The sequence below is a fragment of the Candidatus Didemnitutus sp. genome (genome assembly GCA_019634575.1).
Taxonomy (GTDB): domain Bacteria; phylum Verrucomicrobiota; class Verrucomicrobiia; order Opitutales; family Opitutaceae; genus Didemnitutus.
Genome location: JAHCAY010000001.1, coordinates 2,738,894 through 2,751,481, shown reverse-complemented (window position 1 = coordinate 2,751,481; position 12,588 = coordinate 2,738,894). Strand labels below are relative to the sequence as shown.

Annotated in this window: 14 protein-coding genes; all 14 read left to right on the top strand. The window is 63.8% G+C overall.

The window, feature by feature from the left end; translation table 11 throughout:
- Positions 1-20: 20 nt before the first annotated feature.
- On the top strand, positions 21-374 hold the full coding sequence (locus KF715_11525; GenBank protein MBX3737314.1) for a DMT family protein: 354 nt from the start codon (positions 21-23) through the stop codon (positions 372-374).
- A gap of 148 nt (positions 375-522) precedes the next feature.
- Positions 523-1,602, top strand: coding sequence for a recombinase RecA (recA, locus tag KF715_11520; GenBank protein MBX3737313.1), 1,080 nt, complete (start codon positions 523-525; stop codon positions 1,600-1,602).
- Between the two features lie 49 nt (positions 1,603-1,651).
- The gene (locus KF715_11515) at positions 1,652-2,143 is read left to right on the top strand and encodes a hypothetical protein (GenBank protein MBX3737312.1); all 492 of its coding nucleotides are present in this window, start codon (positions 1,652-1,654) and stop codon (positions 2,141-2,143) included.
- 37 nt (positions 2,144-2,180) lie between these two features.
- On the top strand, positions 2,181-2,948 hold the full coding sequence (locus KF715_11510) for a sel1 repeat family protein (GenBank protein MBX3737311.1): 768 nt from the start codon (positions 2,181-2,183) through the stop codon (positions 2,946-2,948).
- 79 nt (positions 2,949-3,027) lie between these two features.
- Positions 3,028-3,492, top strand: a complete 465-nt coding sequence (locus KF715_11505; GenBank protein ID MBX3737310.1) for an SRPBCC family protein — start codon at positions 3,028-3,030, stop codon at positions 3,490-3,492.
- A 63-nt stretch (positions 3,493-3,555) separates the two neighbouring features.
- Complete coding sequence (gene mnmE / locus KF715_11500) at positions 3,556-4,920, top strand: tRNA uridine-5-carboxymethylaminomethyl(34) synthesis GTPase MnmE (GenBank protein MBX3737309.1); 1,365 nt, start codon at positions 3,556-3,558, stop codon at positions 4,918-4,920.
- Positions 4,921-4,937: 17 nt separating this feature from the next.
- Complete coding sequence (mnmG, locus tag KF715_11495) at positions 4,938-6,809, top strand: tRNA uridine-5-carboxymethylaminomethyl(34) synthesis enzyme MnmG (GenBank protein ID MBX3737308.1); 1,872 nt, start codon at positions 4,938-4,940, stop codon at positions 6,807-6,809.
- Positions 6,810-7,180: 371 nt separating this feature from the next.
- A complete protein-coding gene (locus KF715_11490; protein ID MBX3737307.1) occupies positions 7,181-7,879 on the top strand; it encodes a response regulator transcription factor in 699 nt (232 codons plus the stop codon).
- Positions 7,876-9,156 (top strand): GHKL domain-containing protein, encoded by a 1,281-nt coding sequence (locus KF715_11485; GenBank protein ID MBX3737306.1) that lies wholly within the window; start codon positions 7,876-7,878, stop codon positions 9,154-9,156. Before KF715_11490 ends, KF715_11485 begins: the two co-directional genes overlap by 4 nt.
- A 270-nt stretch (positions 9,157-9,426) precedes the next feature.
- Positions 9,427-10,086 (top strand): SAM-dependent methyltransferase, encoded by a 660-nt coding sequence (locus tag KF715_11480; protein ID MBX3737305.1) that lies wholly within the window; start codon positions 9,427-9,429, stop codon positions 10,084-10,086.
- A 287-nt stretch (positions 10,087-10,373) separates the two neighbouring features.
- Positions 10,374-11,246, top strand: a complete 873-nt coding sequence (locus KF715_11475) for a F0F1 ATP synthase subunit A (protein ID MBX3737304.1) — start codon at positions 10,374-10,376, stop codon at positions 11,244-11,246.
- Positions 11,247-11,317: 71 nt separating this feature from the next.
- Positions 11,318-11,527 carry an ATP synthase F0 subunit C gene (locus tag KF715_11470; protein MBX3737303.1) on the top strand — a complete coding sequence of 70 codons (210 nt, stop codon included), beginning with the start codon at positions 11,318-11,320 and terminating at the stop codon, positions 11,525-11,527.
- Between the two features lie 78 nt (positions 11,528-11,605).
- A complete protein-coding gene (gene atpF / locus KF715_11465) occupies positions 11,606-12,160 on the top strand; it encodes a F0F1 ATP synthase subunit B (GenBank protein ID MBX3737302.1) in 555 nt (184 codons plus the stop codon).
- A gap of 24 nt (positions 12,161-12,184) precedes the next feature.
- Positions 12,185-12,577, top strand: coding sequence for a F0F1 ATP synthase subunit delta (locus tag KF715_11460; GenBank protein MBX3737301.1), 393 nt, complete (start codon positions 12,185-12,187; stop codon positions 12,575-12,577).
- The last annotated feature ends 11 nt before the right edge of the window (positions 12,578-12,588 follow it).

Here is a 12,588-nt window from a genome sequence, read left to right as displayed (position 1 = left end):
GCGCCGCGCATGCTGCGCGCATGACGACCGTCGTCCTCCTCACCGTTTCGAATATTTTCATGACTTTCGCGTGGTATGGCCACCTGAAGTTCCTCCACGACAAGCCGCTGTGGATGACCATCGCGATCTCGTGGGGCATCGCGTTCTTCGAGTATTGCCTGATGGTGCCGGCGAACCGCCTGGGCTACGGCAAGTTCACCGGCTACGAGCTGAAAATCATGCAGGAGGTCATCACGCTCGTGGTGTTTGTCGTCTTCGCGTGGCTGGTGCTCGGCGAGAAGCTCCGCTGGAACTACATGGTGAGCCTCGCGCTGATATTCGCGGCAGTGTATTTCGCGTTCGGCTTCAAATCCGCGACGCCTCCGACGGGTTGAGCGGCGCAGTCAACTTTTTCGAACACCTAAATTGAGGGAGTGATTTTTCGGACTCCGCGCTTGCGGCTCGCCGCACGGGTCGGAAAGTCTCCTGACATACGGCTGTCAACGTGACCTGATAGCCTCTCTCCCCTCACCCACTCCTTCCATGTCCAAAGCCGATAAGTCCCCCAAAGCCGAAACGAAATCCGCCCCGTCCGCCGCCCTCGTCGCGCGCGACAAGAATCTCGACCTCGCCGTCTCGTCCATCACGAAGCAATTCGGCGAAGGCTCCATCATGCGCCTCGGCGACAACGCCAAGATGAAGGTCGAGACGCTTTCGACCGGCTCGCTCGCCATCGACCTCATGCTCGGCGTCGGCGGCCTGCCGAAAGGGCGCATCATCGAGATCTACGGCCCGGAATCCTCCGGCAAAACCACCTTCTGTTTGAGCGTGATCGCCGAAGCCCAGCGCCGCGGCGGGCTGGCGGCCTTCATCGACGTCGAGCACGCGCTCGATCCGAAATACGCCAAGGTCGTCGGCGTGAGCCTCGACGACTTGCTCGTCTCGCAACCGGACTCCGGTGAAGACGCGCTGAACATCATGGAGACGCTCATCCGCTCGAACTCCATCGATGTGATCATCCTCGACTCCGTCGCCGCGCTCACGACCAAGGCCGAGCTCGACGGCCAGATGGGCGACGCCACCGTCGGCGCGCAGGCTCGCCTCATGTCGCAGGCGATGCGCCGTCTCACAGCGGTCGTCTCGAAGACGAACTGCGTGTGCATCTTCACGAATCAAATCCGCGAAAAGATCGGCGTGATGTTCGGCAACCCCGAGACGACCTCCGGCGGTCGCGCGCTGAAGTTCTTCGCCTCCGTGCGCCTCGACATCCGCCGCAAGGACCAGCTCAAGACGCCCGACGGCAAAGTCATCGGCAACCGCACGAAGATCAAGGTCGTGAAGAACAAGGTCGCCCCGCCGTTCACCGAGTGCGAGTTCGACATCATGTATGACGAGGGCATCTCCGCCACCGGCTCGCTCCTCGATCTCGGCATCGAGCACAAGGTGCTCGAGAAGAAGGGTGCGTGGATCGCCTTCAACGGCGAACTCGTCGGCCAGGGCCGCGAAGCCGCCAAGGAAGCGCTGAAACAAAATCCTGCGCTCGCCGAAAAGGTGAAGGCGACGATTCTCGAGAAGGCTCAGATCAAGCCCGGCGATCCGGTCGCCGGAGCCTCCGAGGAATAAGCCTCAGCCCGCGCTTGGAATTCCGGGGCGCCGCGCCGATGATGTTCGCATGAACCTCACGGTCCGAGCGCCCCTTCTGTTGGCGGGATTGATGGCGGCGGTCGCGTGGCTCGCCGGTTGCAGCGGGCTCATGGCGGAGAAGCAGATTCGCGAGCGCATCTTCTCGATTCGCGCGTCTATCCTCGCGAAGCGGGCGGAGGGCATCGTGGAATTCGGCACGCCGGATTGGCGCTTCGACGGCCCCGACGGCAAATCCTACGATCGCGCCGCTTATCTCGCCCGGACGGCCAGGCTCTTCGCCGGGATCGAAATCGAATCCCTCGACACGCACATCGACAGCTGCCGGATGCGCGATGCGCGCGCCGAAATCATGCTGACGCAGACGATGGTCCGGATCGAAACCGACGCCGCCGGCGTGCGCGCCCGCTGGAAAGTGCGCTATCGCGAAAAGCAGGAGTGGGTCGAAACCCGCACGCGCGGCTGGCTCGTGACGAGCGTGATGGTCTTTCATCCCGAGCGCGAGAAGCTGCCCCTGCCCTGAGCGGAACCGCTTTCGCCCGATCTCGTCCACTCTTCTCATGCGCGCCATCCTGAGTTTCTCCCTTTCGCTGTGTTTCGCGCTCTCTGCGCTCGGCGCGAAGCCGCCGCAAGCGTCCAACGCGGACGGCTTCACGCCACCGCAGTTGGTTTCGAAAGGCCCGAAATGGAAAACGGTCGAGCAACTCCGGCAGTTCGCCGCGCAAGGCGATCCGCAGGCGTGTTTCGAGCTGGGCGACCGTCTTCTCAACGGCGACGGCATGACAGCCGATCCGGCCGCGGCGCGCAGCTGGCTCGACCAGGCAGCGCGCGGCGGCGTGACCGAAGCGATGTTTCGCCTCGGCAAGATGAACTTCGACGGCGTGGGCGGACCGAAGAGCATCGACCTCGCGCTCGATTACTACGCGCAGGCCGCGGTGCACGGCGTGCCCGAAGCGCAGCACAATATCGGGGCGATCCTCGTGAGTGGTCGCGGCGTGAAGCGCGATTATCCCGAGGGGCTCGCCTGGCTCATCGTCGCGGAGCGGAGTGGCGCGGCTTCGAATGCGGTCGCGCGCACACGCGAGCACCTCGCGAAACGGCCGGCCGACATCGCCGCGGCAGAAAAGCGCGCCGCCGAAATCATCGCCGCGCTCGCCGATCCGGCGCAGCGGGCGAGCGCCGCGCCGCGTTTCAGCACGGCGGGGGCGCGGCCGACGACTCCGCCGCCGATCGCCGAGCCGAAGGTGGACGCGCCCGGCAGAGTGAAGGTCGATCTCGGTCCCGGCTTCACCCCGCCGAAGCCGGAGGTGACTTTGCCGAAGAGTTGAGCCGTGGCGCGGCGGGTCGGAGATCGCGATGGTGCGTGGGGTTTTGCGCGGAGGATTTTGTTGGCTATGCTCCGGAGCGATGTGCGCCCAACTGTTGCGTGAACAATTCATCCCGGCCGAGCCGGAGCGCGTGTGGGAGTTTTTCGCGACGCCGCGCAATCTCGACGCGCTGACGCCGCCGGATTTGCGCATCCGCATCGTGAGTGCCGTGCCGGAGAAGATGCATCCTGGTCTGTTGATTGAGTATCGCATCTCGCCGCTGCCCGGCGTGTGGCTGCGGTGGTTGACCGAAATCCGGCACATCCGTGCCGGCGGCTACTTCGTCGACGAGCAGCGCGTCGGGCCGTATCGGCTTTGGTATCACGAACACTATTTCGAGGTGGCGCCGGGCGGTGTGCGCATGACGGATCGCGTGACGTATGAGGTCGGTTGGGGTCCGCTCGGCTGGCTGGCCGAGCGGTTGTGGGTGCGCGGAGAACTGGAGCGCATCTTCGATTTCCGCGCGCGGAAGGTGGTGGAGATTTTCGGTCCGGCGCGCAGCTGAGTGGCGGCGGCGGAGTGCGTGTTTCCTTTTGCCTCGCGCGGCGGGCTGTCTTTGGGTGGCGCGATGGGTTCGCTCCACGATACGATTGCCGCTCTCGCGACGCCCGCCGGCACGGCGGCGATCGCGGTGTTGCGTGCGAGCGGACCGGAGGTGCCGGCGCTGGTGCGGGCGATTTTCGGCGCGTTGCCGGAGCCGCGGGTGGTGCGGCACGCGGACTATCGCGATGTGGGGGGCGAGTTGCTCGACGATGTGCTGTTCACGTTTTTCGCCGCCCCGAATTCCTATACGGGCGAGGACACGCTGGAAGTTTCGTGTCATGGCAATCCCTTCATCGCGCAGAAGATACTCGAGGATCTCCTGGCGCGCGGTTGTCGGGCGGCGGAGGCGGGGGAGTTTACGAAGCGGGCGTTCCTGGCCGGTCGCATGGACCTGAGTCAGGCAGAGGCGGTGATGGATTTGATCCACGCGCGCAGCGAACGGGCTTTGGCGGCGGCGAATCGGCAGCTGCGCGGGTCGCTCGGGCGGCGCATGGAGGAGTTGAACACGCTGTTATTGAGCATTTTGGCCGTTATCGAGGTCTATATTGATTTTCCTGAGGAAGATTTGCCCGACGAGAACCGGGCCGCATTGGTGAGCCAGTTGAAGGACTTGCGGGCCAAGACGCAGCGCCTCGCGGCCACGAACCATTACGGCCAGATCCTGCGCGACGGCATACGCACGGTGATTATCGGCGAGCCGAATGCGGGTAAGAGCAGCTTGCTGAACCGTTTGGTGGGCCGCGAGCGGGCGCTCGTGAGCCCGGAGCCGGGGACGACGCGCGACTACATCGAGGAAACCATTGCGCTGGGCCAGCATGCGCTGCGGTTGGTCGACACGGCCGGCCTAAACATGCAGCCGGGGGCGCTGGAACGGCGCGGGATTGAAAAGACGATCGAGCAAGCGGGCGAGGCGGACCTGTTTCTCTGGGTTGTCGACGCGTCTTCCACGACGCCCCCCAGTCTGCCCGTGCACTTGCGGGACCGGGTTTCGGCCGCGAATACCATCACGGTTCTCAATAAAATCGATCTCGCCCCCTACTCTGCTGCGGACGCGGTGGCGAAAACGTCTCTGCCGAATCCCGTGGCGGTCTCCGCGCTGCGCGGAGACGGAATGGAGTGCCTGGCGATAGCGCTGGAGGGGCGCGCGGAGTCGTTTCGCACGGAAGTCGGCGAAGATTGGGTGGCGATCAACGCGCGTCACGCGGATGCGCTGGGGCGCGCGGGGCAAGCAATCGAAGCGGCCTTGGCCAGTTTGACCGTCGGAGCAGGCAGTGAATTGGTATCGAGTCACTTACGAGATTCGCTCTCGGCGTTTGGCGAGATTTCGGGGCGGATCGACAATGAGCGAATGCTGGATGTTTTATTCTCCAGTTTCTGTATCGGTAAATAAATTAGACGTCGAAATATATGCCCCAACAGGTTTACGATGTCATTGTTTGCGGCGCGGGACATGCGGGGGTTGAGGCGTGCTTGATCGCGGCGCGGCGGGGGGCCTCCACCCTTCTGTTGACGGGCAATATCGACACCATTGCCCAGATGAGCTGCAATCCGGCCATCGGAGGCCAAGCGAAGGGACAGCTGGTTCGCGAGATTGACGCTTTGGGGGGCGAGATGGCGATCAATACCGATGTGACGGGCATTCAGTTCCGCTTGCTCAATGAATCGAAGGGTCCGGCCGTGCAGTCACCCCGGGCGCAATGCGATAAGAAGGCTTACCAATTCCGGATGAAGCATACGCTGGAGCTGCAGCCGAATTTGCGGATTTTCCAGGCGACCGTCACCGGTCTGATCTTCGAGGGCGGCAAAGTGGTTGGCTGCCGCACGAATCTTGATGTCGAGTTTCGCGGCCGCACGGTGATTGTGACCACGGGCACTTTCCTGCGCGGCTTGATGCATGTCGGCCAGAACAAGAATGAGGGCGGCCGCTTGGGCGATTTTAGTGCCAAGACGCTGTCCGCTAGCTTGCTTGAGGCTGGGATCGAGTTGCAGCGCTTGAAGACGGGCACGCCGCCGCGAATTTTGGGACGGAGCATCGATTTCTCGTCGCTCCAAGAGCAACAGGGCGACGAGAAGCCAACGTTCTTCGCCTTCCACGACACGCGCGGCGATGCCGAGTTGTTCCACGTGGAACACCGGGGGGAACGGCGGCTGGGCTGGAAGCCTGGTTTGGATCAAGTTTCCTGTTGGATAACTTACACGACACCGGAGTCGGCCGAGATCGTGCGAAGTAATCTGCACAAATCCGCGATGTATTCCGGCGAGATCGTCGGCACGGGGCCGCGCTATTGCCCGAGTATCGAAGATAAGTTCGTGCGCTTTGCCGACAAGCCGCGCCACATGCTTTACTTGGAGCCCGAGGGCCGCAACACGAACGAGTATTACATCAACGGACTATCCACGAGCCTGCCGTTCGAGGTGCAGCTCCAGCTCGTGCACAGTATTCCTGGGTTGGAACGTGCGGAGCTGTTGCGACCGGCCTATGCGGTGGAATACGACTTCGCCCCGCCACAGCAGCTGCTTCCGTCGCTGGAGTCGCGGAAGGTAGAGAATCTGTTTCTGGCCGGGCAGATCAACGGCACATCTGGCTACGAAGAGGCGGCGTGCCAAGGCCTTCTCGCCGGCATCAACGCCGTGCAAAAGGTGAGGGGAGAAGCTCCGCTCATTCTCGGCCGCCACGAAGCGTATATCGGCGTGCTGATCGACGATCTCGTGACCAAGGGCACCAGTGAGCCTTATCGAATGTTCACGAGTCGTGCGGAGTATAGGTTGCTGCTCAATCACGGCAGCGCCGAGCTTCGCTTGGGTGAGCACTCGTATAATTGTAAGACATTATCAAATAATCGTTTAGGAGAAATAGCGCGCAAGCGCAAGGCAGTGAATCACTGGGTTGAATGGCTTGAGCAGAACCGCACGGAAGGCGGTCGTTGGGGTGACGTGATTCGGCGCGCCGAAACGCCTCCCACCCTGCCCCTGGAGCTTGAGGCTGCCGGTGCGGCGGTGCGCGACGAGGTGCTTTATCGCGTGCGTTATCGCGGCTACCTCGAGCGCGAATTGCGACAAATCGAAAAGCTCCGCGATGTCGACCGTATCGCTTTGCCCGCTGAGCTCGATTACCTGTCGATTCCGGGCCTGCGTCGCGAGAGTGCGCAGAAGCTTCAGCAGCTCCGGCCGGTAAATCTTGGCCAGGCCAGCCGCATCAGCGGCGTAAATCCAGCAGACATCAGCATACTCATGGTTCGGCTCTCCGCAGCGAAGCGCGGGAGCGAGCGCCAGGCCTGATTTCGTCTCTTCGGAGTATTCGCATTTTGGCCGGTGCTGCCTTCTCCGTCGCACGTTGTCAGTCTTGCACAGTGCCGCGCCTTCCCGACTGCCCTGTTTCCACTTCTCGGCGCGCGACTGGCTTCCCGGATCGGTTCGGCGAACGTCAGTGTCGCGCGTGTTGTTCCACGTGGAATGCCCCAGCGAGCGCCAGTGCGCTTACCTGTTTCTGCATCGCACATCCATCCTTGGCGTGGCGCGCGTCCGCTTTGTTCCCCAGTGGTCGCTCGGAAATCCACCGCGCCGCGCCCTCGCGCTGGTTGCTGTAACAATCACGTGACGCCGCGGAATTGCTCTGGAGCGTTTCGCATCCGTCACAATACTCTGGCCGAATGGAGAAAAAGAAGATCCTCGTGGTCGACGATGAGCCGGATGTCACCGAGCTCGTCGCTTACAACCTCCGCGCGCGCGGCTTCCTCGTTGAAACCCTCAACGACGCCACCGCCAGCCTAGCCAAAGCCCGGCATTTCCACCCGGATTTAGCTATTCTGGACATAATGATGCCACACCTGACCGGCCTGCAAATCTGCCGGCTCTTCCGTAGCGACCCGAAGCTCGCGCGTGTCCCGATCATTTTTCTCACCGCCAAGACCGAGCCGCAGGACCGCATCGAAGGCTTCGAGAGCGGGGCGGACGACTACCTCGCCAAGCCGTTCAGTCCGAAGGAACTCGTCCTGCGTGTCGAAGCCATGTTCCGCCGCCTCGCGCAACCACCGCCGAGTTCCGCGCGCCTCCAAATCGGCAACATCCTGCTCGACGGCGAGACGCATCGCGTGACCGTTGGCGGTGAACACATCGAGCTCACCGCGACGGAATTCAAGCTCCTGCGCCTCATGATGGAGCGCCAGGGCCGCGTGCAAACCCGCGAACACTTGCTCGTGAACGTCTGGAATTACTCCGCCGAAATCGAGACCCGCACCGTCGACACGCACGTCCGTCGTCTCCGCGAGAAACTAGGCACCGAAGCCGACTGGATTGAAACCATCCGCGGAGTCGGCTACCGCATCGCCGAGAAAAAACCCTCGGCATGATCTATTTCGCCGCCGTCGCACTGCTCGTCGCGTTCCTGTTTACGCTGCGCCTCCTCGTGCGGCAGAACCGGCTGCTCGAGCAATTGCGCGGTGCGATCCGCTTCGAGCAACCGCATCTCAATTCCGAGGGCCGCGTCGACCACCTGCCCGAGTGGCCCGCGCTCGCCGAGGACGTGAACCGGCTGATCGCCGAGAAAATCACGCTCCAGCAGCAACGCACCGACCAGCTCACGCAACTCGAAGCCACCCTCGGTAATCTCCGCGAAGCCGTCCTCATCGTCGACGAGGCGAACTACATCCACCTCGCCAACCGCGCGCTGCGCGAGATTTTCCCCGCATCCCGCGACTTGGTGAATCTCCGCCTCGAACTCATCGTGCGCAGCGCGGCATTCCTCGACTACGTGCGAGCCACCCGTGCCGGCCAACCGCTGCCGCGCCAGGAATTCGAAATCAATCAAGGCGCCGGCTCCACGTGGATCGAGGCTTCCGGCGCGCCTATCCCGTCGCCCGACGGCAAGTCGCAATGGGCGCTCTTCGTCATCCACGACATGACGCAGCAACGCATCCTCGAGCGCATGCGCCGCGATTTCGTCGCCAACGCCTCGCACGAACTGCGCACCCCGCTCAGCGTCATCAAGGGCTACGTCGAGACGCTCGTCGACGGTCACGCCACGATGACCGACGACGAGCGCGCGAAATTCCTCGGCACCATCCAGCGCCACAGCGACCGCCTCAACGCCATCATCGCCGACCTGCTCACGCTCTCGCGCCTCGAATCCGCCACGCCCGGCGTGAACTTCGAAGCCATCGACCTGCGCGTCCTGCTCACGACGCTCGTCGACGATACCGCGGCACGCCCCAACGCCCGCCGTCACGCGCTCGCCTCACGCCTCGACGATGCACTCGGAGACGTTTCCGGCGACGCCGAGAAACTCACGCAGCTTTTCGGCAACCTGCTAGACAACGCCGTGAAGTATTGCCCCGCCGGCGCGCAGATCGTCGTCGAAGGCCGCGCGCTGCCCTCGACCGGCGAAGTCGAAATTGTGGTGCGCGATACGGGGCCGGGCATCCCGGCGGAGGATTTGCCGCACATCTTCGAACGCTTTTATCGCGTGGAAAAAGGCCGCTCGCGCGAGAGCGGCGGCACCGGCCTCGGCCTCAGCATCGTGAAACACATCGCGCAGCTCCACGGCGGCCGCGTCTGGGCCGAAAGCGAAGCGGGGCAGGGCACCGCAATCTTCGTGCGCCTCCCGTGCGCGACGCCAAAAGCGTCATAGCGCCGGCCTCCAGCCCGCAGCACTGCGTGACGGTGGGCGCCGGCGTCCCCGACGGCGCCAAGGACCTACGCGGCCACCGCGCGTTCGCACGTCATTTCTGCGTTCGCGCGCGTGTCGCCGCCGGGACGGCGGCGACCACCCCGCAGCGCTCAGGCTCGAAGGCAGAACGGCTACTCCGCTCGTCGCCGTAAATTTTCAGAGTGGAGCGGAGCCCGCGTCCGACCGCTCTTCGCGCTTGCCGCGTGTCCGCGCCCGCGCCGGACTGCGCGCGTGACGTTCAAACCCGAATTCCTCGCCCGCGTGACCGAGCGCCGCGCCGAGCTTCAGCGCACGCTGGCCACGCTGCTGCCCGCGCCGCGGGCGATCGTGTGGGAAGTCGGCTGTGGGCACGGTCACTTCCTCGTGCGCTACGCCGCGGAAAATCCCGGCAAGTTCTGCATCGGTGTGGACATCATCCTCGACCGGCTCGTGCGCAGCGGGAAAAAGCGCGACCGCGCGCAGCTGGCCAACTGCCACTTCGTGCGCGCGGAGGCGCGGGAGTTTTTCAACGCGCTGCCGCCGGGCGCGACTTTCGAGGAGGTCTGGGTGCTGTTCCCCGACCCGTGGCCGAAGGCGCGCCACAACAAGAACCGGCTGCTGAAGGCGGATTTCTTCAACGCCGTCGCCAGCCGGGCAGGGGAGGGCGCGCGTTTCTATTTCCGCACCGACCACGAGGAGTATTTTCGCGAGGTCGAAGCGACCGTCGCCACGCTCGAGACTTGGCGCCGCGATCCGGCCGCGCCATGGCCGCTGGAGCAGGAAACCGTTTTTCAGGCGCGCGCGCCGAGCTACCACTCGCTCGTGGCGATCAGGACATCACGTCCGGCGCCAGCAGTAGAATTAACTGGGCCAGGGCAGCCCCCGCCAGCAGCACCCACGTCGCCTGCATGAACAGGTCGCGCGCGAGCTTGCGTTCGCCGTTGGGGTAACGGGGTTGCGCCGTGCGCTCGAGCAAGTCGCGATTGGAAGCGTCCACGTTTTACAACTCGCCGAGGCGGTCGCGCGGCGCAAGCCCGCGTTGCGCGTCTTAATATCCCTCATTAGCGCGGCGGGACGAAAATCTCGGCGCCGCTAATTCCGGAATTCCCGGGCCGGGAAACTTATTTCAAGGGTTGACGGGCCTTCCCGGCGGCAACTTTCTCTTCTTTCCCTCCCGAAAGCACCCCATTCGGAACCGCATGCGCATCGTCTCTAAACTCCTCGCATTGTCCCTGTCGCTCGGCGCGGCCACGGCCGCGTTTGCCGAAGGCGTGGACCCCAAGGCCTCGGTGCTGTTCGATCTCGGCGGCGGCTGGCGCATCACGAACTCGATGGTGACGGGCTGGGTCGTGTCGCTCGTGATCATCGGCCTCATCCTCTACGCGGTGGGCAAGCCGCAGGTGCTGCCCGGTAAGGCGCAGTCGGTGTTCGAGTCGCTGCTGGAGGCTCTGCGCGACCTTTTCGAGCCGATCGTCGGCAAAAAGGCGTTCCCGGCGGTGTTTCCGCTGCTCGTCACGCTGTTCATCTTCATCCTCATCCAGAACTGGTCCGGCCTGCTGCCGGGCGTCGGCACCATCGGCTGGGAAAAGGAAACCGAGCACGGCATGCATTTCACGCCATGGGTCCGCCCATTCACCGCGGACTTCAACAGCACCATCGCGCTCGCGCTCATTTCGTTCGGCGCTTACCTGATCATCATCTTCAAATACGCCGGTCCGAAGCTCATCCTCTGGGATCTCTTCGGCAACAAGGCCGACAAGAACGAGACCCCCGGCTGGCTCTATCCGATCCTCTCGCTCGTGTTCCTCGTCGTCGGCTGCATCGAGGTCTTCTCGATCCTGATTCGCCCCTTCACGCTTTCCGTGCGTCTGTTCGGCAATGTCTTCGGTGGCGAAAATCTGCTGCACGGCACGAGCTTCTTCCCGGTGTTCTACTTCATGGAGCTGCTCGTCGGCCTGATTCAGGCCACGGTCTTCACGCTCCTCTCCGCGGTCTACGTCGGCCTGATCTGCAATCACGGCGACGACCACGATCACGCGCACGACGGCGCCCACGGCGAAGCCCACCACTAGAAATTTCCCGTCGGGAGCGTGCCAACGATGTGCGCACGGCGGTCCTCCAACCAACAAAACAATACACCACCATGAACCTCCTCCTCGCTGAAATCACCGGCAACATCGCCTCCGCTTTCGGTCTGCTCGGCGCCGCCATCGGCGTCGGCCTCATCGGCACCAAGGCCGCGGAGTCCGTCGGCCGCAATCCCGGCGCTTCCGGCAAGATCCTCGTCCAGGCCATCATCGGTATGGCGCTCGCCGAAGGTCTCGGCATCCTCGCGCTGTTCCTCGCCAAGTAAGCTCGTTTCTTTAACTGGCGGCGTGCGCCGCAAGCCGCGCCGCCAGTCCCTTTTCAGCTCTCCCGCTCCGCTCCCGCCATGCTCTCACTCTTCCTCGCCACCACCGAAGCTGCGCACGCCGCCGCCGGCGACGCGTCCATCGTCGAGAAGTTCGGCATCGAGTGGCACTACGTCGTCTGGCAGATCGCCAGCTTCCTCATCCTATTCGTCGTCCTCTACAAGTTCGGCATCAAGCCGACCGTCGCGACGATGGAAGAGCGCAACAAGAAGATCGAGAGCGGCCTCAAGCACGCCGAGGAGATGCAGGCCAAGCTCGCCGCCGCCGCGCAGGAGAGCGCCCAGATCGTCAAAAACGCCCAGCTCGACGCCCAGAAGATCGTCGACGAGGCGCGCAAGTCCGCGAAGGACTTCGTCGACAAGCAGCAGGCCGAGTCCATTCAGCGTTCCGCCGAGATGATTGCGAAGGCCCAGCAGTCGATCGAACTCGAGCACAAGAAAATGCTCAACGACGCCCGCGGCGAGATCGCCCGCCTCGTCGTCACCACCACCGAGCGCGTCCTCGCCAAGAAGCTCACCGACGCCGACCGCGCCGCCTACAACGACACCGCCGCGAAGGAACTCGCGTCGCTCTAATCCGTTTTTCCCGCCGCGCACGCCATGGCCGCCGCCAAGCAAACCAAGCTCCTCGCCAAGCAGCTCTTCAAGCTGAGCGTCGTTGACGGCGAGGTTTCCGCCGACCGCGTCGCCGGCGTCCTCGGCTGGATCGAGAAACACCAGCCGCGCCACCCGCTCGCGCTGCTCCAGCTTTATCACCGCCACATCGCCAACGAGGTCGCGAAGTCCCGCGCCGTCGTCGAGCACGCCGGCTCCGTCAACGCCGCCACGCTCGCCTCGATCGAGGCCGCGATGACGAAGAAGTATTCCCGCAAGGTCACCGCCGTTGCGAAGCCGAGCCCCGCGCTCCTCGCCGGTCTCCGTGTCCGCGTCGGCTCCGACATCTACGAATCGTCCGTCGCCGGCCAACTCGCCGCCCTCTCCGCCTCCGTCTGAGTCCCCTTCAC

What these genes read in the sequence shown, in the direction of transcription:
- KF715_11510 (MBX3737311.1), top strand. Translation starts at nt 2,181, where the DNA reads ATGCGCGCCATCCTGAGTTTCTCCCTTTCGCTGTGTTTCGCGCTCTCT.
- KF715_11460 (MBX3737301.1), top strand. Translation starts at nt 12,185, where the DNA reads ATGGCCGCCGCCAAGCAAACCAAGCTCCTCGCCAAGCAGCTCTTCAAG.
- KF715_11475 (MBX3737304.1), top strand. Translation starts at nt 10,374, where the DNA reads ATGCGCATCGTCTCTAAACTCCTCGCATTGTCCCTGTCGCTCGGCGCG.
- atpF (MBX3737302.1), top strand. Translation starts at nt 11,606, where the DNA reads ATGCTCTCACTCTTCCTCGCCACCACCGAAGCTGCGCACGCCGCCGCC.
- KF715_11485 (MBX3737306.1), top strand. Translation starts at nt 7,876, where the DNA reads ATGATCTATTTCGCCGCCGTCGCACTGCTCGTCGCGTTCCTGTTTACG.
- mnmG (MBX3737308.1), top strand. Translation starts at nt 4,938, where the DNA reads ATGCCCCAACAGGTTTACGATGTCATTGTTTGCGGCGCGGGACATGCG.
- KF715_11525 (MBX3737314.1), top strand. Translation starts at nt 21, where the DNA reads ATGACGACCGTCGTCCTCCTCACCGTTTCGAATATTTTCATGACTTTC.
- KF715_11470 (MBX3737303.1), top strand. Translation starts at nt 11,318, where the DNA reads ATGAACCTCCTCCTCGCTGAAATCACCGGCAACATCGCCTCCGCTTTC.
- recA (MBX3737313.1), top strand. Translation starts at nt 523, where the DNA reads ATGTCCAAAGCCGATAAGTCCCCCAAAGCCGAAACGAAATCCGCCCCG.
- mnmE (MBX3737309.1), top strand. Translation starts at nt 3,556, where the DNA reads ATGGGTTCGCTCCACGATACGATTGCCGCTCTCGCGACGCCCGCCGGC.
- KF715_11490 (MBX3737307.1), top strand. Translation starts at nt 7,181, where the DNA reads ATGGAGAAAAAGAAGATCCTCGTGGTCGACGATGAGCCGGATGTCACC.
- KF715_11505 (MBX3737310.1), top strand. Translation starts at nt 3,028, where the DNA reads ATGTGCGCCCAACTGTTGCGTGAACAATTCATCCCGGCCGAGCCGGAG.
- KF715_11515 (MBX3737312.1), top strand. Translation starts at nt 1,652, where the DNA reads ATGAACCTCACGGTCCGAGCGCCCCTTCTGTTGGCGGGATTGATGGCG.